The organism is Veillonella sp. (assembly GCF_032470285.1).
Lineage (GTDB): Bacteria > Bacillota > Negativicutes > Veillonellales > Veillonellaceae > Veillonella.
Genome location: NZ_JAWEKP010000005.1, coordinates 96,425 through 116,584 on the forward strand (window position 1 = coordinate 96,425; position 20,160 = coordinate 116,584).

Sequence of the window (20,160 nt, forward strand, 5' to 3'; positions counted from 1 at the left end):
TTAACCTTTCTTCTGTAAAAAATCCAATACCGCTTGTTCAAAAATCTGCGGTTTTTCTATATGTACATTATGCCCCGCCCCTTCAACGATGACATGATTAAAACTTGGCAACTTGCCAAATACATCTCTTCCTATTGTAGTATATTTTGTATCTAATGCGCCACTCACATATAAACCTTTAACAGAAAATTTTTCTAATTTATCCCCTACATAAGGCATTACGCCCTGCCCTGAGCCACGCAACGTACAAGCTAATGCGTACGTACTATTATTGGATCGACGTAGATAGATTAATTCCTCTACCCCTTCTGAAAGTTGTTTTTGACTTTCAAAAATAGGAACCTCCGCCCATCGTGTAGCAAACCAAGCACCATCATGTTCTTCGATATTAACTGCTAAGTCTTCATCCGCCTTGCGGCGTTTTGCTCGCTCAGCATCAGAAGCGATGCCTACCGAGCCACTTTCAAGAATGAGACCTTTGATTTCACGTTCATACTCCAACGCATAGGAAAGTGCAATACGAGCACCCATGGAATAGCCCATGAGGTAATAGCTTTCACCAACCATATGATAGATAACTGTATGCAAGTCCTCTATCATTTGAGGAATGGTATAGGCCTTATCCTCATCAGGAATATCTGAATCACCATGGCCGATCAAATCGATACGGACCACGCGATACCCCGGCAGATTAATAGCATCCCAAGTATAGCTCGATTCAGAGAAGCCGTGTAAACATACAATAGGTTCCCCTTCACCTACCACAGTCAAACCGTAGCGGTACTCGCCCAAGTCAAAATACATACGCTGAGCTGGATTACATAAAGCATTATCTACAATACTGCAAAAATACTGACTCATAGTAATGCCTCCATATCAACTGAAACTTTTGTATATTTCTTATGTAACTGTCGACTATATTCCCGGTCTGTAGGTATTTCAATGATATGAACGCCAGATTCCGTGCTAACTTTAGCTAATACACGACTCAATTCATCAGGATTAATAATCTTAGTATAACCACAGCCATATAATTTAGCTGCTCCACTATAATCTAAGCCTTGTGACGTAGAGAACAAATAATCAAAATGCTTTGTTCCCTTTTGCGGTAAATATTCAAAAATACCGCCTCCATCGTTATTATGCAAAATAATCGTCAAATTTAGATTTTGCGTTTTAGCGACCGCTAAGCCGTTTAGATCATGGAACAAAGACAAATCTCCCGTTACAAGATATGTAGACTTACCATTTGTGGCAAGACCTAGTGCAGTTGAAACGGTGCCATCGATACCATTAACACCACGATTACCGTAAAGAACGGCATCGGACTCACCAGAGAACCAGAAGTAATCAAAGTCGCGAATGGTCATACTATTTGCCACTAGCACTTGGCTATTATCAGGAATATGCTGTTGCAACTCGCGTATCGTGCGACCTTCAAAAGAACTTGGTTCTTCTATGGCTGTACTTAGTTGAGCTTTACCAGCTACTTCTAAACGTTGCCATCTATTAAGATATGCATTAGATTCGTTCTTTACAGCGAACAAATGCGTAAACATATCTATGCTTGCTTGCATATGCATGGTGGTTTTCCCCGTTGGATTCATAGAGTCCATTGTGGGATTTACCTCAATATACTCCACATTATCCCAACTTGCTACCATTTGCTGTACCCGTTTCGACACAACGATTTGGCCAAACTGAATCACACAATCCGGCTTTAGTACAGGCCATAATTCTTTATCCGCTAAAAATGCATCATATGTGGAAATCACAACATCAGAGACTTGTTTATCCTGAGTCATATTTGTATCATTACTACGATTGCTAGCAACTTCATGATTGTCATCAATAGCACCAGCCTTATGACAGCGTCTTACATTAGACAATGGGTCCGCCAAGATAGGAGCTTGTAAATTCTCCGCAAAGGAATGAATAGACTCAACTTCATCTACATTAATTTGTGGACCAGCTAAAATAAGGACTCTCTTATACTGTGCAAGCAATAGATTAAAGTTATTAGCGTTATTAGCACTATTATCAGTAGTATTTTTAGTATAACTTACGTCACTTACATTACTTACATTACTTGCATTACTTGCATTACTTGTATTACTTGCATTACTTGTATTATTACTTCTATTCTGGTAGCTGAATACATCACCGTAATTAGGTTTAAACACTTTGTAAGTACTACGTCCCACTTCAAAGTGCTTACGATCTAGTTCAGGCACTAATGGCTCAAAGAGCGGTACATTGATATGCACTGGCCCCTTTTTGATGTCCATAGCTTTCATATACGCCTTGCGAGCTACTTGGCGTGGATATGTGTAGTAATGGTCCTCTTGCGGCACCGCTAATTCTTCGTAATAGTTTACGGCTGTACCAAAAATCTTTTGTTGATCTACTGTCTGTGGAGCCCCTACATGCAACAAGGTATGAGGTCGATCAGCAGACAATACGATAAGAGGTACCCCACTATATTGAGCCTCTAAAATAGCGGGCAAATAATGAGCCACTGCCGAACCAGATGTACAAACTAACACAGTTGGTTCTTTATAAGCCTTTGCAATGCCAAGTGCCATAAAGCTAGCAGAGCGCTCATCTATATTCATATATGTTTCAAAGCCTTCATACTCCGTGAAAAGCATAGCCATCGTCGTAGAACGAGAACCAGGGCTAAACACAGCATTCCGGACGCCGAGTTGGTAAAACTCATCTACCAAGGCAGCAATATATTCGTTCATTATATTCCCTTTCAACAATTCCTAAGGGTTTGGAAATTTATTATAACGCATCCAAAATGGTGCGCATTTTATTATTAGTTTCTGCGTACTCTTCATCCGCATCAGAATCGGCTACGACGCCACATCCTGCATAGGCATAAAGAACATTATCCATAATGAGGGCAGATCGAATAGCAACGATGACGATGCCGTCCCCCATATCTTTCATAAAGCCAAAAGGTGCTGCATACATGCCGCGCTCATGAGCTTCGTACTTTTGTAGCAATGCCAACGCCTTTTCTCGCGGTTCACCACCGAGAGCCGGTGTAGGATGGAGCAACTTTGCCCATTCTACGAGGGATTTTGTGCTATCCTTAGCAGTAATAATGGTGCGCAAGTGATAGAGATGAGCTAACTCCATGATGCCCGTTTCACCTATGGTAACATCAGGTGTTATAGTCTCCATTGTTTTCACGATACGATCGCGCACAATATTATGTTCAAAGAGATTTTTCTTATCTGTTAACAGTTGTTCCTTAGTCCACGCATTTGGTCCATGTTTAGGAGCTGTACCCGCTAAAGCATAACTAAGAATTTCACTACCTCGATGGCGAACTAGAATCTCTGGCGATGCGCCCACAAAGGTACGTCCATTCTTTTCGTAACCAAAGATAAAGCAATTGGGATTATTATCTACTAAATTTGCCAAAATACTTGCTACATTGTATGGTGTTTTACTAGTAAACTGTACCTCTCGAGAAGAAACGACCTTCGTCATTTCACCACTACTAATGCTTTCAGAAATAGCATTCATCAATCTATTCCAAGCAGCCTTATCATCACTGGTTTCCTTGTAGTTATGGCGAACTCGAGGCACCTCGAAATCCGTAATAGGGACGCTTTCACCAGCGTGCAAGTAGAAAGACTCCCCATTTTCTACGATGTAATAATGGGTGAAAGCAATCATTTCATGACCCATGCCAGCCCATTTAGGGTCCTTAGAGTTCTCAAAAAAAGTATCTCCATAAAACACGTAAGCGTAATTATGGCGAGCTTCATCATCTTTGACCGTCGCCAAACGTTTAGCGCCTACAACGATGCGGTCACTTTGACGATCCACCCAAAATACGCGTTCTTCGTTTGGAAAATTCAGCCAAAAGGCTACCGGACTATTCAGTTCTAACGGTTCTTTATTATATATCATAGTTGTATATCACTATTAAGAAATAAAATAGACTATAGTAAAAACACCTAACGTGTAGAAGATTTACTTCTACACGTCAGGCGTCATCAATAAGTTTCCAAATTTTTGAGATGAGCCTAACGCCATCACACGTCGATGGGCCCTCTTTATATCTAATTTATTATATCATAGGTAACAGTTAAAAGGTAGAAAATAAAACCTCTACACCGCATGCGTCGTGCATGAATGTAGAGGTTTTCATTATATTCAAAATGTTGTTACTTTATTTAAAAGCCTTAGCCCCAATATCTGTACGATATTGCATGCCTTCAAAGTCGATATGCTCTATACGTTCATAGGCTCTATCAAGTGCCGTTCTAAGGTCTTTGCCAAGTCCGACAACACCAAGCACACGACCGCCATTAGTGACATAATTTTCACCAACAAGCTTTGTACCAGAGTGGAATACAATGGTTGTGTCATATTGTTTAATATCCCCACTGATGACATCGCCCTTAGATGAAGTTTCAGGATAGCCCTTAGAAGCAAGGATAACGCAAGCCGCTGAGGAATCTTTCCATTTCACCATATTAGAGGTTAATGTGCCCTTAGCACAGGCCATCATAATCTCACCTAAATCACTATCGAGCAGCGGCAATACAACTTGTGTTTCAGGATCACCAAAGCGCGCATTGAATTCTACCACCTTAGGACCTTCGTCAGTAATCATAAGCCCCGCGTAAAGGCAGCCTACATACGGCATGCCTTCTTTTTCCATAGCCGCTACCATAGGTTCTAAGATGGTTTTCATCGCTGCGTCCCGCAATGCATCTGTAAGAACGGGGGCCGGTGCATAGGTCCCCATGCCACCTGTATTAGGCCCTTTATCACCATCAAAGATACGTTTATGATCTTGAGAGGCAATCATAGGAACTACGGTCTTGCCATCTACAAAAGCTAATAAACTAGCCTCTTCGCCTTCCATAAACTCTTCGATAACAACGGTGCTGCCTGCATCACCGAATCGATTACCACTGAGCATATCTTCTACGGCTGCATTCGCTTCATCGATGGTCATGGCTACTACAACACCCTTCCCTGCCGCCAATCCGTCAGCTTTAACAACAATAGGAGCTCCTGTTTGAGCAATAAAAGCTTTCGCTTCATCTACCTTATGGAATACACCATACGCAGCAGTGGGAATATTGTATTTTTTCATGAGGTCTTTAGCAAACACCTTTGATCCCTCTAGTTGAGCTGCTGCTTTGGATGGACCAAAAACTGGAATCCCCGCCTTAGTAAGTACATCTGCTAAGCCCGCTACTAAAGGAGCCTCAGGCCCAACAACAACTAAATCAACTTGATTATCTTTCAAAAAGCTAATTAAATGATCGCTTTGTTGCCAATCGATGCCAACTAGCTCTGCACAATCTGACATAGCCGCACTACCAGGAATAGCATATACCTTTGTTACGCTAGGGCTGATGGACAATCGCCACGCCAATGCATGTTCACGGCCGCCGCTACCGATTACACATACTTTCATAAGTCCTCCATCGGCGCCTAAACGCCATCAAATTCATAATAATATAAACACATAACGGGGCCACTCCAAACATCAATAATTGTTGACCGTTCAATAGATATTTTGCCCTAATCGTGCTTAACAATCCGCTAAAATTCTTAACTAGTTAATGTTTAAAGTGACGAATGTTTGTAAATACCATAGCGATGCCCGCTTCATCAGCCGCTTTGATGGACTCTTCGTCGCGAATAGAGCCACCTGGTTGAATAATAGCTGCAATGCCATGCTTTGCCGCTGTTTCTACGGTATCTCCAAATGGGAAGAATGCATCGGATGCTAATACAGCGCCTTTAGCGGCTTCCCCGGCTTGTTCAAGAGCAATTTTTGCAGAACCTACGCGATTCATTTGACCGGCCCCAACTCCAAGAGTACGCTTTTCATTAGAAATCAAAATCGCATTGGATTTTACATGTTTTACGAGTTTCCATGCAAATTCAAGAGCTTTCCATTGTTCCTCTGTCGGTTGTACCTTCGTAACAACTTTATAATTGGCGCGGTCTTCTACCAGATCGTCTTCTGTTTGCACTAATAAACCACCAGACACCTTTTTCACTGTCACTTGGCCAGATTCCGGCTTAGATAGCTCGATGAGGCGAATATTCTTCTTAGCTTCAAGGATTTCTAATGCTTCTTTTGTGAAAGCAGGTGCCATAATAACTTCTAAGAAAATTTTGCTCATTTCCTCCGCTGTACTTGCATCTACTTCACGATTTAAGGCTACGATGCCACCAAAGGCAGATACGGAGTCCGCTTCATAAGCATTTACATATGCATCATGTAATGTAGCTGCAGTAGCTGCACCACATGGGTTCGTATGCTTAATGATACATGCAGCTGGATCAGTAAATTCCCATACCATATTCCATGCCGCTTCCATGTCTACAATATTGTTATAGGAAAGCTCTTTGCCATGTAATTGTTTCAAGGCCCCCATGCCATGAGCTGTACCAATTTCTTTATAGAATGCGGCTTGTTGATGCGGATTTTCCCCATATCTAAGATCTGTTACCTTCTCATAAGCACTCAAATATTCTGGAGGTGTAGGGCCTTCATTCAAGATTCCACTCATATAATTAGCGATGGCCACATCGTAAGCCGCCGTATGAGCAAAGGCTTCTTTGGCAAGTCCAAAGCGATATTCCTTAGTCAATTCACCTTGATCCTTGAGCATCTCTAAGATTTCATCGTAATGATTTGGATTTACTACGATACCCACAAAGGCATGATTCTTTGCTGCAGAACGAACCATCGTAGGACCACCAATATCGATATTTTCGATGGCCTCTTCTAAGGATACATTAGGTTTTGCAATGGTTTCGCGAAACGGGTAAAGATTGACTACAACAAGGTCGATTGGTTCAATACCATGTTCTGCCATAGCTTGTTGATGCTCCGCATTATCACGGATCGCCAAAATACCACCATGCACCTTAGGATGTAATGTCTTTACGCGGCCATCCATCATTTCAGGAAAATCAGTCAAAGACTCTACCGATTTTGCCGGAATACCTGCTTCGGTTATGGCTTTAAGGGTCCCACCTGTGGAATAAATGGTTACCCCTAAATCAACTAAACCTTTCGCAAAGTCTACAATACCTGTTTTATCAGAAACACTAAGTAATGCATTTTTAATCATCTAACGTCTTCCTTTGCTTACACATCAATCTTCAATATATACAACACGACCTTTTATAGTGAGCTTATCCTCACAAAATAGTCGTAATACCTCTTTATATGTTTTATGTTCAATAGGCAATAATCTATCACTCAGAGTATCCTCTGTATCCTCCGGTAATAAAGGAACCGTATTCTGCATAATGATAGGTCCTGTATCCATTCCGGCATCAACAAAGTGTACCGTACAACCGGTTACCTTTACGCCCGCATCAATAGCTTGTTGATGTCCATGTAGTCCCGGAAAGGATGGCAACAAGGCAGGATGGATATTTAAAATTCTATGCTCATAGTGCTCAATCAATGGAGCCCCTACAATGCGCATATATCCGGCCAAAACGATACCATCTACCTTATAGGGCTCTAACGCATCTAACTGAGCCTGTTCAAAGCTAGCTTTAGAATCATAGTCACTACGCTCGATGACAATGAGTGGAATATTCCAAGGTTTAGAACGTTCAACAATCCCTGCATCACTGTGATCTGTAATGATAACTACAAACTCACCATTAATATATCCTTCTTGCATGGCTTTATAAAGGGCTTCCCCATTGGATCCTCTACCGCTTGCGAATAGAGCTAGACGCTTTTTAGCTACGGAACTAGTCATTAAATACCGCCCCTTTTACAACAACTGGACCTTCGCCTTTAACGATATGACCAATTTCATATACCGCTTCATTACGACTTTCAAGATTTGCCTTTACTCGATCCACATCCGCAGCGTCCACTATGAGAATCATGCCAATACCCATGTTAAAAGTACGGTACATTTCATGCCAATCTACATTGCCCCATTCTTGTAGCTTTTCGAATACAGGAAGACGAGGCCATGTATCACAATCGACCTCTGCCGTTACTCCTGCCGGTAAAACGCGAGGAATATTTTCATAGAAGCCCCCACCCGTAATATGAACCATACCTTTAAGTAGGCTTTCTTTAATCAACGGCAATACAGCTTTAGGGTATAAGCGCGTTGGCGTTAATAATTCTTCTCCCAGTGTTTTGCCAAATTCAGGAATATCTTGACCAATGGAGAAACCCTTGTGATCAAATACAATTTTACGAACTAACGAGAAACCATTAGAATGAACCCCAGAAGATGGTAACCCAAGAATAACGTCTCCTGCCTTGATACTTTCACCAGTAATCAATTTAGGACGATCTACGATACCAACGGCAAAACCAGCTACATCATAATCCTCATCATCGTAGAAACCTGCCATCTCAGCAGTTTCACCGCCTAGTAAAGCGCAGCCTGATTCTTCGCACGCCTCAGCTACACCGCGTACGATATCCGCCACTTTTACAGGCTCTAGTTTGCCAACCGCAATATAATCAAGGAAGAATAAAGGTGTAGCACCTTGTACAAGGATATCATTAACACTCATAGCTACACAGTCTTGACCGATAGTATCATGTTTATCCATCATGATAGCGAGACGTAATTTGGTGCCCACCCCATCTGTACCAGATACGAGCATAGGATCAGACATAGCATGACCAGCTAAGGAATAGAGTCCCCCAAAACCACCTAAATCACCAACAACACCCGGTGTATACGTCCGTTTAACAGATTCTTTCATCAATTCTACGGCGCGATTACCTGCATCGATATCAACACCTGCATCGCGATAGGTTAAACTAGTTTTATTCGAGCACATATTTGACCCCTTCCTCTTGGTCCGCAGGAACCGCTACACTATAATCACCATTGAAACATGCAAAACATAAATCATCTGGCTTTACATCAGATACAGCACGACATAGGCCTTCACGAGACAAGTAATGTAATTTATCAGCCTTGATAAAATCTCTAATTTCATCCACTGTATGAGTAGCTGCTATAAGTTCTTTACGCACCGATGTATCAATGCCATAGTGACAGGAATACTCAATAGTTGGAGAACTAATACACATATAAATCTCTTTAGCACCAGCCTCTTTTAGCATTTTTACAATGATACCACTCGTAGTACCACGCACAATAGAATCATCAATAAGGACGATACGCTTACCTCCAACAATATGTGGCAATGCATTTAGCTTCATACGAACGGCTAATTCTCGTTCCTCTTGATTTGGTTTAATAAAGGTACGGCCGCTATAACGGTTCTTAACTAAACCTTCCGCAAAAGGGATACCCGATGCGCGAGCATAACCTAATGCAGCTGTTGTGCCGGAATCCGGAATGGACATGACGATATCCGCATCATACTTAGTTTCGTTATATAGTTCGCGACCCATATTTAGCCGAGATTGATATACGGATTGACCATCGATATGACTATCGCCACGTGCAAAATAGATGTATTCAAAGACGCAAAGTTTTTTGTCGATTTTTTCTGGTTCCGCATACATAGTACTACGCACACCAGAGTCATCGATGATAACCATTTCACCAGGATCTATATGACGAATAAACTCTGCCTTAATCGCATCAAAAGCACAACTTTCACTAGAGAGCACATAACCATTTTCAGTTTTACCTAAACAAAGTGGTCTAAATCCTTGAGGGTCTCGTACACCTACTAAAGAGTCGTTCGTAGTAATGACTAAAGAGAACGCCCCTTCAATTTGACGCGCCGCATCGGCAATCCGTTCCGCTTGTGTTTCTGCTTTAGAACGGGCTATCAAGTTCACGATAACCTCAGAATCCATCGTCGTTTGAAAGATGGAACCATCGGCTTCGAGACGTTTTCGAATAGATAAGGCATTCGTTAAGTTTCCATTGTGAGCCACCGCAATTTGACCGCCTTGGTAGTGAATAACCAAAGGCTGGATATTACGCGGATTATTGGACCCAGTCGTAGAGTACCGCACATGACCAGTCCCCATATAGCTTGGCAAAGATGGTAATTCTTTGATAGCCTCGGTCAACAAGCCCATGCCTTTTTTCAGTTCAACATCATGACCATCGGTAACAGCAATGCCCGCACTTTCTTGACCACGATGTTGGAGAGCAAATAACCCCCAATATACATAGCGTGCTACATCAACGGTCCTATCATAGATGCCGAATACACCACACTCTTCGTGCCATTTGTCAAAAACAGAATCGTAGTTCATCTTCCCCCCTATTAGGCACGCTCACCTGTAAGACGGAATAACATTTCCTTATATGCTTCTTCAATATTACCAAGATCTCGACGGAAACGGTCTTTGTCAAGTTTTTCACCAGTTGTAGCATCCCAGAAACGGCATGTATCAGGAGAAATTTCATCACCCAATAAAACTTCACCATTATGGGTACCAAATTCTACCTTGAAATCTACAAGGGTCACATTTTTAGTAGCCAAAAATTTCTTCAATATATCATTTACCTTTAAAGTAATTGTAGAAATTACATCAAGTTGTTCTTGAGTAGCCCAACCAAGTGCTGTGATTTGGGATTCATTGGCAAATGGATCGCCTAATTCATCATTTTTGTAGCAGAATTCAAGGATTGGATGTTTAAGTGGTGTACCTTCTTCAATGCCAAAGCGTTTAGCCATAGAGCCAGCCGCAATATTACGAACAATAACTTCAAGAGGAACTATTTTCAATGCAAGTACTGTTTGGTTGCGATCATCTTCACGACGAACAAAATGAGTTGGTACGCCTTCTTTTTTCAACAATTCAAAGAAGAAAGAGGAAATTTTATTGTTCAAAACACCTTTTCCAAGAATGGTATCATGTTTCTCGCCATTAAATGCAGTGGCATCATCTTTGTAATGAACGATGTACTCATCTTTGTTATCTGTTGCATATACTTGTTTTGCTTTGCCTTCGTATAATAATGTTAATTTTTCCAAATCGATGTTAGCCATGATCTTTCTCCTTTATCATAAATTAATGATACAAACTAATTAATGATACAAACTATGTAATAGATATCTAAATAAACTGTTTTTCTTAACCAATATTTAATCGCCGATGATTTACATGATTAAATATGAATAGCACCTTGTAATTCTACATTGTCTGCTAAGACTTTTTCAGCCATATCTTTACGATATTGTTGATATTGTTCTTTCAGGTCTTTATTGAAAGCTGCTCCAATTTGTACTGCAAAGAGCGCTGCATTTTTAGCACCATCTACAGCCATAGTTGCTACAGGCATACCAGATGGCATTTGAACGATAGCAAGCAAAGAATCAATGCCTTTTAGAGCCGTTGCATTAAGAGGAATGCCGATAACAGGTAATGTAGTGAAGCTCGCCACCACACCAGGTAAATGAGCCGCCGCGCCAGCACCAGCAATAAAAGCGATAGCCCCTTCATCTTCAAGTCGTGTGACAAAGTTCTTCACAGCCTCTGGGGTACGATGAGCTGAGGCAATAACCATTTCATAAGGGATTTTGAATTCATCAAGTACGGCAGATGCCTTTTTCATTGTGTCTAGGTCAGACTTGCTGCCCATGATAATACCGACCTTCATAGATCCTCCTAATAAAAAAGCCCAGCCAAAACAGACTGGGACAAATACGCGCAAATAGCCTCCGTAGACTTGCTTTGAGTTTGTTGATTTGCATAGTTCACGGTGCTACCTCCTTCTTGTACTCAAATTGTAACACCTAACATTTACAAAATCAATACTATTTTCGAATATTTTTTTATTAAATATTTTTATCATTCGTTATATTCCGAACTATCGAAATAATATAGATTGCATCATATAAAATAATTTTAAATAAATCTGTAAAATAAAATACTGCCTTTTCAATCTTATAATAACACAAACTTACTCTATCAATTAAAATATTTATATATTTTTTCTTATCCATACAAAAAGAGGATAACCCATTTATAAACAGGTTATCCTCTTTTCATAATTCCGAACATTAGATCACTTAACTTGTATCTATTATTGATTAGTGAGTACCACTTTCAAAGGCAGCTTTCAATTCACCTACAGATTCAGGAATATAATCTACGATAGAAGACATCAACGCATACATCAATGCAGGCTCGAACGCATCATCACCACACATATATACGCAATCCAAGTATAGGCTAGAATCTTGTTCATCAATATATAGTTTGTAATTTTTATATGTCGCATTGTCTCGATTAATTAATGCATTCAAGGCATTCATATTTTGTGCCGTTACCTTTTCAGGACCTAACACTAAACGAACTACACTATAAATACTGTTATCGAGAATGACGAATAAAGGCATATCCCATAAAGGAGACTTGATATAAGAACGATATACTACTGTACCGTCTTCATCATCAAAATCCTTCCGTTCAAAAGATATGATTTCTTCTTCTTTCAAAAACTTATCAAATAATAAGGATTTAGGATTCATAACAACCTCTATTAAGCTAAGCCAGCTACTTTAAGAATATCTTTATGTACAGCATCTAAATGCGGTTGAATAACTTCAAGCATAAGATTCACTACTACAGTAGGATCAAATTGTTCATTCAAACATGGTATAGACACATCCATATAAATGTTATTGTCTTCATTGCTCACGTAATATTTAGATATCTTGTAATCTTGATTTAACGTGTTAAGTTCTTTCAATACCGCAGGAATCACTTTTCTATCAATAGATGTTGTTGTGATAGCGATGCGTACATAGGTGAACGCAGAATCGTCTACAACGATGAACACAGGCAAGCTATGCTCATGAACATCCAAACGACCATGATATACAACTGTGTTAAGATCGTCTGTCATTTCTTCCTTTGTAAACCAAGTGTTACCGCCTTTATTAAGGTCAGCAACGAGTAAGTCGAATTTTTCTGCTTTTTTATTCATAATTCCCTCTAACAATAATCAGACTAATTAGTCTTCGATAAACACACAACCATTATCTTTGAATTCTTTAATGCGAACTAAAGACTCTACACGGTAGCCCGCATTTTCCAAGCGTTCACGACCAGGTTGGAAGGACTTTTCGATAGCAATCGCCATGCCAACTACTTCATCACCTGCGTCTTGAACCAACTTAGCAAGGCCCATAGCCGCCTCACCAGACGCCAAGAAATCGTCGATAATCAACACTTTTTCACCAGCTGGCAAGAATTTTTTAGAAATAGTGATATCATAATTCTCTTCTTTTGTATAAGAGTACACAACACTATGATATACATCATCTACCATAAGGATGGATTTTTTCTTACGCGCAAATACCAATGGTACGTCTAGTTCAAGCGCGGCCATCAACGCCAACGCAATACCAGATGCTTCGATGGTAACAATACGTTGTACACCTGCATCACGGTAACGATCCGCGATTTCTTTACCAATCGCCTTAAACAATTGTGGATCGATTTGATGGTTTAAGAACCCATCTACTTTCAGCACTCGATTATTGAGGACAATCCCCTCTTCACGAATGCGTTCTTTTAATAATTCCATGTGCTCATACCTCCGCATAACTATCTTTAAATTTTAACGTAAACAACCCCTTAGGGTCAACCTATATCTAGTAAAAGTCTTATAATATAACCCATAAATATCATTGCAAATAAGACTTAAATATTTCATATATGAATTATATAACTCAACTGCTTTATAGGAATATAATATAGCACGGTAAAACTCACACTAATATATAAAAAGACACACTTTAAGAAAGTTTCCTAAAGTATGTCTTTAAACATGTCTTTTTCTTATAAAACTTTATCTCGAGTACTTTCACGATTAACTAGTAAGGACGTAAATCTTGCAGCCCCTTCAGATTGAGGAACCAAACGTGAACGCACAAGCACAATGTCGCGTGTTGGTACCGGAATATCTGTATCGATGCGCACAATAGTCCCTTCTTGCATTTTTTGTTGTACCACATGATTAGGCAACATGGAAATACCCATATTGATTTCTACAAGATCTAGTAATACATCGACGCTACCCAATTCAAAGCGAGGCTTACGACAAGCACCATGTGTTACATCGTCAAAGAATGTACGACTAGCAGAGCCTTTATGCAAGAGTAAAATAGGCTCGTTAAGAAGGCGCCCTTGATCAAAGAATCCTGCCCCTTTATAGTCAGGGCCCCCAACAAAGACGTCTTGAATGGTAGCTAACGTAGTTACCTCTAGCTGAGGATTATCTCTCAAGCCCTCATAATCATTAACCACAGCTAATTGCGCCTCTTTATTGAGTACTAATTCTACACAATCAGGAGACGGACGATTGATAATATGTAAGCCAATTTCACTTTCTTGTAATTGCCATTTGTGGAAATAAGGCAATAGGAAATGGCGACACAAAGTATCTGTGGCAGCCAAATTTAAACTTTCATAAGCTTGGCTAACCCGTTCTTGTAATTGGGTAACACCATTATCAAGAATAGAGAAAGCTTTAGCTACCGTATCAAACAATTCTTTACCTTCTGGCGTGAACCCTACAGATTTTGTAGTACGCACGAAGAGAGGCATATTAAGTTCTCCTTCTAATTGTTTAATACTTTGACTGATGGCGGATTGGGACACGCCTAATTCTTTTGCGGCACGGGAAAAAGATAAATATAAGCCTACCCCTAGAAAGGTTCTATATAAATCTGCAGATACTGCCATTTTATTCACCTCTGTTATATACTAATAGTAACGTCTTACTTTTAAATACACATATCATTACCTTATTATAACTATAGACTCTCAATATATAATGAATATGTAGAAATCTTCATGAAAGTTAGGTCTTATGACCTTCATGAACTTTTCATATTTATTAGTATTTCTAATCTTTTCATTAGTAAGATTATCTTTACTTATAAGTCTAGACCGACTATACTTAATTTGTCAATATCCCATAGGGAATTATATACATTACAGGAGGCTACAATGGCTATACAACGATTATTCGTAACAAAACGAGAATCTTTCAACCTAGAAGCGCAACGCATGTTACAAACCTTACAACAGGAATTATCTATGCCTGCTACAGATGTGACAATCTATGAGCGATACGACATCGAAAATTTAGATGCAAAAGATCTAGAGTCTGCTAAAAATTTAATTTTTTCTGAACCTCCTGTAGATACTGTATTAGAAGAAATTCCAAGTGTACAAGGCTTTGTATTTGCTGTTGAATATGTGCCAGGTCAATACGATCAACGTGCTGATAGCGCAGAGCAATGTATTTCTATGCTCACCCTTACATCTGGCCACATCGTACGTTGCGCTCGCGTATATGCTATCGACGGCACTTTCACAAAAGAACAGGAAAATGTCATCAAATCATACTACATTAACCCTGTTGATTCCCGCGAAGCGAGCCTTGACGTGCCAAACACCTTAGCTCTCGATTTAGAAGATCCAAAACCGGTGGCAACAATCGATGGATTTACTACGATGAGCGATGATGATTTAGAAGCTCTCATCAAGAACTATAGCCTTGCTATGACATTGGCAGACCTTCAAATGATTAGACAACAATACGCAGAGGTGGAGCACCGCGATCCTACGATTACAGAAATTCGCCTCTTTGATACATATTGGTCTGACCACTGCCGTCACACTACCTTTATGACAGAATTGACGGATATCACTATTGAAGACAGTCGCTTTACAGGCTCTATAAAGGAAGCCCTCGAAGAATATATGGAAGGCCGTGCTGAGCTCTACACGACTAAGAAAAAAGCTCGCTCCCTCATGGACATGGCTACATTGGCTGTAAAAGAATTGCGCCACGCTGGAGGACTTACAAATCTCGATGAATCTGATGAAATCAATGCATGTACAATCATCGTCCCTGTCGATGTAAATGGCAAGACTGAAGAATGGTTGTTACTATTCAAAAACGAAACCCATAACCACCCTACTGAAATCGAGCCATTTGGTGGCGCAGCTACCTGCTTAGGTGGTTGCATTCGCGACCCATTGAGTGGTCGCGCTTATGTATACCAAGCTATGCGCATCACAGGCTCTGGCGATCCACATACAAAACTTGAAGATACATTGGAAGGCAAATTACCACAAAGAAAGATCACCCAAGAAGCAGCTCGTGGTTACTCCTCTTACGGCAACCAAATCGGCCTTGCTACAGGTGAAGTAAAAGAATATTACCATCCTGGCTACGTAGCAAAGCGCATGGAAATCGGCGCAGTTATCGGTGCTGCACCTCGCAACCAAGTTCGCCGTGAGGTACCAGTTGCAGGCGATGTGGTAGTATTGCTAGGTGGTAAAACTGGCCGTGATGGCTGTGGTGGCGCTACAGGTTCCTCTAAAGAACATACCGTTGAATCTCTCTCCACATGCGGTGCAGAAGTCCAAAAAGGCAATGCTCTTACAGAGCGCAAAATCCAACGCTTATTCCGTCGTGGCGAAGTAACGACACTTATCAAACGTTGTAATGACTTCGGTGCAGGTGGTGTATCTGTTGCTATCGGTGAACTAACTGATGGTGTATCAATCAATCTCGACTTAGTCCCTAAAAAATATGCTGGCCTCGATGGTACAGAGTTAGCCATCTCTGAATCCCAAGAGCGCATGGCCTGTGTCATCGATGCTTCTGATGTAGAGGCATTCAAAGCATACTGCGACGAAGAAAACTTGGAGTGTACAGTTGTGGCAGAGGTAACTGATACAAATCGCCTTGTTATGAACTGGAATGGCGAAGCAATTGTAGATATTAGCCGCGACTTTTTAAATACAAATGGTGCTAGTCAACAACAAGAAGCTATCGTAAAAGCACCTACAGATCGATCCTACTTCTTACGTGGTTCAGCTAGTGCAGATAACTTCAAGGAAAAATGGATCGCAGCCGTATCCGATTTAAATGCAGCATCCCAACAAGGCTTAGCAGAACGCTTTGACAGCACTGTGGGCGCCAATACAGTCCTCATGCCATTCGGTGGCAAATTCCAAAAAACGCCTACCCAAGGCATGGTTGCTAAATTACCGGTTCTAAACGGTGAAACTACAACGGCTAGTATTATGACTCATGGTTTTGTGCCTGAGTTATCTGCATGGAGCCCTTATCATGGTGCGCAATATGCAGTACTTTTATCTGTAGCAAAATTAGTAGCTCTTGGCGGTCGCCGAGAAGACGCATACTTAACATTACAAGAATATTTTGAACGCCTCAACTCTAAAGAATCTTGGGGTAAGCCAGTAGCAGCTTTACTTGGTGCTTATAAAGCACAAAAAGAACTTGAAATCGGCGCTATCGGCGGCAAGGACTCTATGAGCGGTACATTTATGGATCTTACCGTTCCCCCTACCCTCGTATCCTTTGCAGTTGGTACAGCTCATGTAGATAATATCGTGAGCCAAGACCTTAAAGGCGTAGATCACCGCCTCGTATTCTTCGATGTACCTCGTACATACGATGACACCCCTGATTGGGATCGATTCAAAGAAAACTGCGATACACTACAAGAACAAATTGAAAAAGGTCGCGTTTACTCTGCCTATGTAGTTGATCAAGGCGGCATTCCTGAAGCAGTCACAAAAATGGCCCTTGGCAACAATATCGGTGTTAAATTCGATAAATACGCTGAACGTGGTATCTTCCAACCAGCCCTTGGTTCCTTCATCGTTGAAGTAGATATTACGGCTGTTAATTATCTTTTAGAATTACCTGATGTGAAAGTTATCGGTGTAACCCAAGCCACACCTGTTATCGAATGGGAAGGACAATCTGTTTCTCTCAAAGAAATACAAGCTGCTTATGAAGCACCTCTAAACGATATTTTCCCAATGCATGCACCAAACGGCTTTGGTGAAGCAGTCGCTTACATTCATGATCAACACGCTAAACCTCGCAGCACCTCCCTAGGTGCCAAACCAAAAGTTCTTATTCCAGTATTCCCTGGTACAAACTGCGAATTTGACTCTGCTCGCGCCTTTGAACGGGCTGGTGCAGAAACAGATATCGTGCTTATCCGCAACCAAACTCCAGAACAATTAAAAGAATCTATCGACGTAATCAAAGCTAAATTAGCAGAGTCTCAAATTCTTATGTTTCCAGGAGGTTTCAGTGCCGGTGATGAGCCAGATGGTTCTGGTAAATTCATAGCCACCCTCTTCCGCAACCCATACCTTGCAGAAGGTTTAGAAAACCTCTTGTACAAACAAGATGGCCTTGTATTAGGTATTTGTAACGGCTTCCAAGCGCTCATCAAGTTAGGCTTATTACCTGGTGGACATATTGAAACGTTAACTGCAGATCATCCTACATTGACATACAATACCATTGGTCGTCACTTATCTCGCATGGTTAATACGAAAGTTATTTCCACAAAATCCCCTTGGATGAGTGATGCTAAAGCTGGAGAAATTTACACAGTACCAATTTCTCACGGCGAAGGTCGCTTTATAGCGTCTCCTCAACAAGTGTTGGAGTTCAATAAAACTGGCCAAATTGCTACACAATATGTAGACTTTGATGGTATCGCCTCCATGGATAGTCGCTTCAATCCTAACCAATCTGTAGCTGCTATCGAAGGTATTTATAGCCCTGATGGTCGCGTATTCGGCAAAATGGCACACTCCGAACGCTGTGGCGCCGGTATTAGCAAAAATATTCCTGGCCAATTAGAAATGCCAATCTTTACATCTGGTGTAAAATACTTCAAATAATTGGTCACTATGAACTTTCATGTGAAAGCCTACTTCTTCAAGTAGGCTTTTTCAATATTGATTTTTTTCGAAAATATTAGTATTATAAATTGATACTATATTTACAGACATGAGTTCTCATGTAAAGCTATACATACCTAGTGTGGGTTAAGAAAGGATTTTATTATGCATTGTGCTCAGAAAATGACTCATAATATCTACTGGATTGGTAGTAATGACTGGACAACAGAACGTTTCGAAAACTTATTTCCTATTCCAAATGGTGTTAGCTATAACAGCTATTTCATCGACGATGAAAAAACTTGTGTGGTAGACTCTGTAGATGCTGAAATTCGTGAAGAGTACTTCGACAACTTGACTCACCTCTTAAATGGTCGTGAACTTGATTACATCGTCGTAAACCATATGGAGCCTGATCATTGCCAAACATTATTGGAAACATTGGAACGGTATCCAAATTGTAAAATGGTAGGTAATGCTACAACATTCCGCATGTTTGAGCAATTCTATAACACTCCAAAACCAGAACAATACCATCAAATTAAAGAAGGCGATGAAATCTGTTTAGGTAAACATACTTTGGTTTCTTACACTATGCCTATGGTTCACTGGCCTGAAGTAACTTGTACATACGAAAAATCTACAGGCACATTGTTCTCTGCAGATGCTTTTGGTACATTCGGTACAGTTAATGGTAATATCTTTGCTGATCAAACCGATTTCGTAGCTACATACGAAGAAGAAGCTCGCCGTTACTATACAAATATCGTTGGTAAATACGGACCACAAGTACAAAATGCGCTTCGCAAAATTTCTAGCCTTGATATCAAACGCATTGCTCCACTTCATGGTCCAATCTGGCGCACCCCTGAATCTATCCAATATATCACGCACAAATACTTACATTGGTCCAGCTATACAGCTGAGAAAAAAGGTGTTGTTATCGCTTTTGGTTCCATGTACGGCAATACTCGTGCTATTGCTCAACAATTGGCTAAACAACTATCCAAACGTGGCGTTACAGATATCAGAATTTACGATGTTTCCAAAACTAATGCTTCCTACATCATCTCCGATGCTTGGAAATATACTAACTTGGTAACTATCGCACCTACATATAACTTGAATCTATACCTTACTATGGAAAACTTTATCCATGAATTAAAAGCCCTTAACTTCCAAAACCATAAAGTATCCATCATTGGTAACCACTCTTGGGCTTCCGCTGCGATGAAAACAATGGTTTCCCATTTCGAAAATGACTTCAAAGACATTGAAATCGTTTCCGAACCACTAGATATCAAATCCTCTTTGAAAGAAGAAGATCTTCCATTAATTGAAAAAATGGCAGACGATATTAAAGCATCCATTGAAGCTGCTGAAATTAAAGACGTATTCTAATTCCTAATACAAGAGCCGCCTATTTAGGCGGCTTTTTCTGTTTATATGTCAAATTTACACAATCGAAA

At 40.5% G+C, this 20,160-nt stretch carries 16 protein-coding genes; 2 read left to right on the forward strand and 14 right to left on the reverse strand.

Translation table 11 applies throughout. The annotated features are described in order from the left end of the window. The 14 genes from menH to E7B10_RS07490 form a co-directional block, all read right to left on the reverse strand. On the reverse strand, positions 1-861 hold the full coding sequence (menH, locus tag E7B10_RS07425) for a 2-succinyl-6-hydroxy-2,4-cyclohexadiene-1-carboxylate synthase (RefSeq protein ID WP_118091010.1): 861 nt from the start codon (positions 859-861) through the stop codon (positions 1-3). Further along, on the reverse strand, positions 858-2,747 hold the full coding sequence (menD, locus tag E7B10_RS07430) for a 2-succinyl-5-enolpyruvyl-6-hydroxy-3-cyclohexene-1-carboxylic-acid synthase (RefSeq protein ID WP_287511232.1): 1,890 nt from the start codon (positions 2,745-2,747) through the stop codon (positions 858-860). Before menD ends, menH begins: the two co-directional genes overlap by 4 nt. Positions 2,748-2,787: 40 nt before the next feature. Next, a complete protein-coding gene (locus tag E7B10_RS07435) occupies positions 2,788-3,930 on the reverse strand; it encodes an isochorismate synthase (RefSeq protein WP_287511233.1) in 1,143 nt (380 codons plus the stop codon). Positions 3,931-4,192: 262 nt separating this feature from the next. After that, positions 4,193-5,455 (reverse strand): phosphoribosylamine--glycine ligase, encoded by a 1,263-nt coding sequence (purD, locus tag E7B10_RS07440; protein WP_287511235.1) that lies wholly within the window; start codon positions 5,453-5,455, stop codon positions 4,193-4,195. A gap of 145 nt (positions 5,456-5,600) precedes the next feature. Further along, complete coding sequence (gene purH, locus E7B10_RS07445) at positions 5,601-7,130, reverse strand: bifunctional phosphoribosylaminoimidazolecarboxamide formyltransferase/IMP cyclohydrolase (protein WP_287511236.1); 1,530 nt, start codon at positions 7,128-7,130, stop codon at positions 5,601-5,603. Between the two features lie 24 nt (positions 7,131-7,154). Next, the gene (purN, locus tag E7B10_RS07450) at positions 7,155-7,778 is read right to left on the reverse strand and encodes a phosphoribosylglycinamide formyltransferase (RefSeq protein ID WP_004698011.1); all 624 of its coding nucleotides are present in this window, start codon (positions 7,776-7,778) and stop codon (positions 7,155-7,157) included. Further along, entirely contained in the window at positions 7,771-8,832 is a 1,062-nt protein-coding gene (gene purM, locus E7B10_RS07455) for a phosphoribosylformylglycinamidine cyclo-ligase (RefSeq protein ID WP_287507592.1), read from the reverse strand. Before purM ends, purN begins: the two co-directional genes overlap by 8 nt. After that, on the reverse strand, positions 8,819-10,237 hold the full coding sequence (gene purF, locus E7B10_RS07460; protein ID WP_008602814.1) for an amidophosphoribosyltransferase: 1,419 nt from the start codon (positions 10,235-10,237) through the stop codon (positions 8,819-8,821). Before purF ends, purM begins: the two co-directional genes overlap by 14 nt. 11 nt (positions 10,238-10,248) lie before the next feature. Next, positions 10,249-10,977, reverse strand: coding sequence for a phosphoribosylaminoimidazolesuccinocarboxamide synthase (purC, locus tag E7B10_RS07465; protein ID WP_004693728.1), 729 nt, complete (start codon positions 10,975-10,977; stop codon positions 10,249-10,251). Between the two features lie 119 nt (positions 10,978-11,096). Beyond that, complete coding sequence (purE, locus tag E7B10_RS07470) at positions 11,097-11,588, reverse strand: 5-(carboxyamino)imidazole ribonucleotide mutase (protein ID WP_287507595.1); 492 nt, start codon at positions 11,586-11,588, stop codon at positions 11,097-11,099. Positions 11,589-12,021: 433 nt separating this feature from the next. Beyond that, on the reverse strand, positions 12,022-12,462 hold the full coding sequence (locus tag E7B10_RS07475) for a hypothetical protein (protein WP_004693734.1): 441 nt from the start codon (positions 12,460-12,462) through the stop codon (positions 12,022-12,024). Between the two features lie 11 nt (positions 12,463-12,473). Next, a complete protein-coding gene (locus E7B10_RS07480) occupies positions 12,474-12,920 on the reverse strand; it encodes a hypothetical protein (RefSeq protein WP_278466919.1) in 447 nt (148 codons plus the stop codon). Positions 12,921-12,947: 27 nt separating this feature from the next. Beyond that, positions 12,948-13,523 carry a xanthine phosphoribosyltransferase gene (locus tag E7B10_RS07485; protein WP_004693737.1) on the reverse strand — a complete coding sequence of 192 codons (576 nt, stop codon included), beginning with the start codon at positions 13,521-13,523 and terminating at the stop codon, positions 12,948-12,950. Between the two features lie 254 nt (positions 13,524-13,777). Then, positions 13,778-14,683: a LysR family transcriptional regulator gene (locus E7B10_RS07490; protein ID WP_004693739.1), complete on the reverse strand. Its 906-nt coding sequence runs from the start codon at positions 14,681-14,683 to the stop codon at positions 13,778-13,780. 267 nt (positions 14,684-14,950) lie between these two features. On the opposite strand from E7B10_RS07490, the gene E7B10_RS07495 reads away from it, so the two are divergent. Both E7B10_RS07495 and E7B10_RS07500 read left to right on the forward strand, forming a co-directional pair. Continuing rightward, positions 14,951-18,691, forward strand: coding sequence for a phosphoribosylformylglycinamidine synthase (locus tag E7B10_RS07495; RefSeq protein WP_287511237.1), 3,741 nt, complete (start codon positions 14,951-14,953; stop codon positions 18,689-18,691). 165 nt (positions 18,692-18,856) lie between these two features. Next, positions 18,857-20,092 carry an FprA family A-type flavoprotein gene (locus E7B10_RS07500; protein ID WP_021147764.1) on the forward strand — a complete coding sequence of 412 codons (1,236 nt, stop codon included), beginning with the start codon at positions 18,857-18,859 and terminating at the stop codon, positions 20,090-20,092. Positions 20,093-20,160 lie beyond the last annotated feature (68 nt).

Excerpts from the sequence above, each read along its gene's own strand:
- E7B10_RS07435 (WP_287511233.1), bottom strand. The coding sequence starts at position 3,930 with ATGATATATAATAAAGAACCGTTAGAACTGAATAGTCCGGTAGCCTTT.
- E7B10_RS07485 (WP_004693737.1), bottom strand. The coding sequence starts at position 13,523 with ATGGAATTATTAAAAGAACGCATTCGTGAAGAGGGGATTGTCCTCAAT.
- E7B10_RS07495 (WP_287511237.1), top strand. The coding sequence starts at position 14,951 with ATGGCTATACAACGATTATTCGTAACAAAACGAGAATCTTTCAACCTA.
- E7B10_RS07475 (WP_004693734.1), bottom strand. The coding sequence starts at position 12,462 with ATGAATCCTAAATCCTTATTATTTGATAAGTTTTTGAAAGAAGAAGAA.
- E7B10_RS07480 (WP_278466919.1), bottom strand. The coding sequence starts at position 12,920 with ATGAATAAAAAAGCAGAAAAATTCGACTTACTCGTTGCTGACCTTAAT.
- purC (WP_004693728.1), bottom strand. The coding sequence starts at position 10,977 with ATGGCTAACATCGATTTGGAAAAATTAACATTATTATACGAAGGCAAA.
- purH (WP_287511236.1), bottom strand. The coding sequence starts at position 7,130 with ATGATTAAAAATGCATTACTTAGTGTTTCTGATAAAACAGGTATTGTA.
- E7B10_RS07500 (WP_021147764.1), top strand. The coding sequence starts at position 18,857 with ATGCATTGTGCTCAGAAAATGACTCATAATATCTACTGGATTGGTAGT.
- E7B10_RS07490 (WP_004693739.1), bottom strand. The coding sequence starts at position 14,683 with ATGGCAGTATCTGCAGATTTATATAGAACCTTTCTAGGGGTAGGCTTA.
- purN (WP_004698011.1), bottom strand. The coding sequence starts at position 7,778 with ATGACTAGTTCCGTAGCTAAAAAGCGTCTAGCTCTATTCGCAAGCGGT.
- menD (WP_287511232.1), bottom strand. The coding sequence starts at position 2,747 with ATGAACGAATATATTGCTGCCTTGGTAGATGAGTTTTACCAACTCGGC.
- purF (WP_008602814.1), bottom strand. The coding sequence starts at position 10,237 with ATGAACTACGATTCTGTTTTTGACAAATGGCACGAAGAGTGTGGTGTA.
- purM (WP_287507592.1), bottom strand. The coding sequence starts at position 8,832 with ATGTGCTCGAATAAAACTAGTTTAACCTATCGCGATGCAGGTGTTGAT.
- purE (WP_287507595.1), bottom strand. The coding sequence starts at position 11,588 with ATGAAGGTCGGTATTATCATGGGCAGCAAGTCTGACCTAGACACAATG.
- purD (WP_287511235.1), bottom strand. The coding sequence starts at position 5,455 with ATGAAAGTATGTGTAATCGGTAGCGGCGGCCGTGAACATGCATTGGCG.
- menH (WP_118091010.1), bottom strand. The coding sequence starts at position 861 with ATGAGTCAGTATTTTTGCAGTATTGTAGATAATGCTTTATGTAATCCA.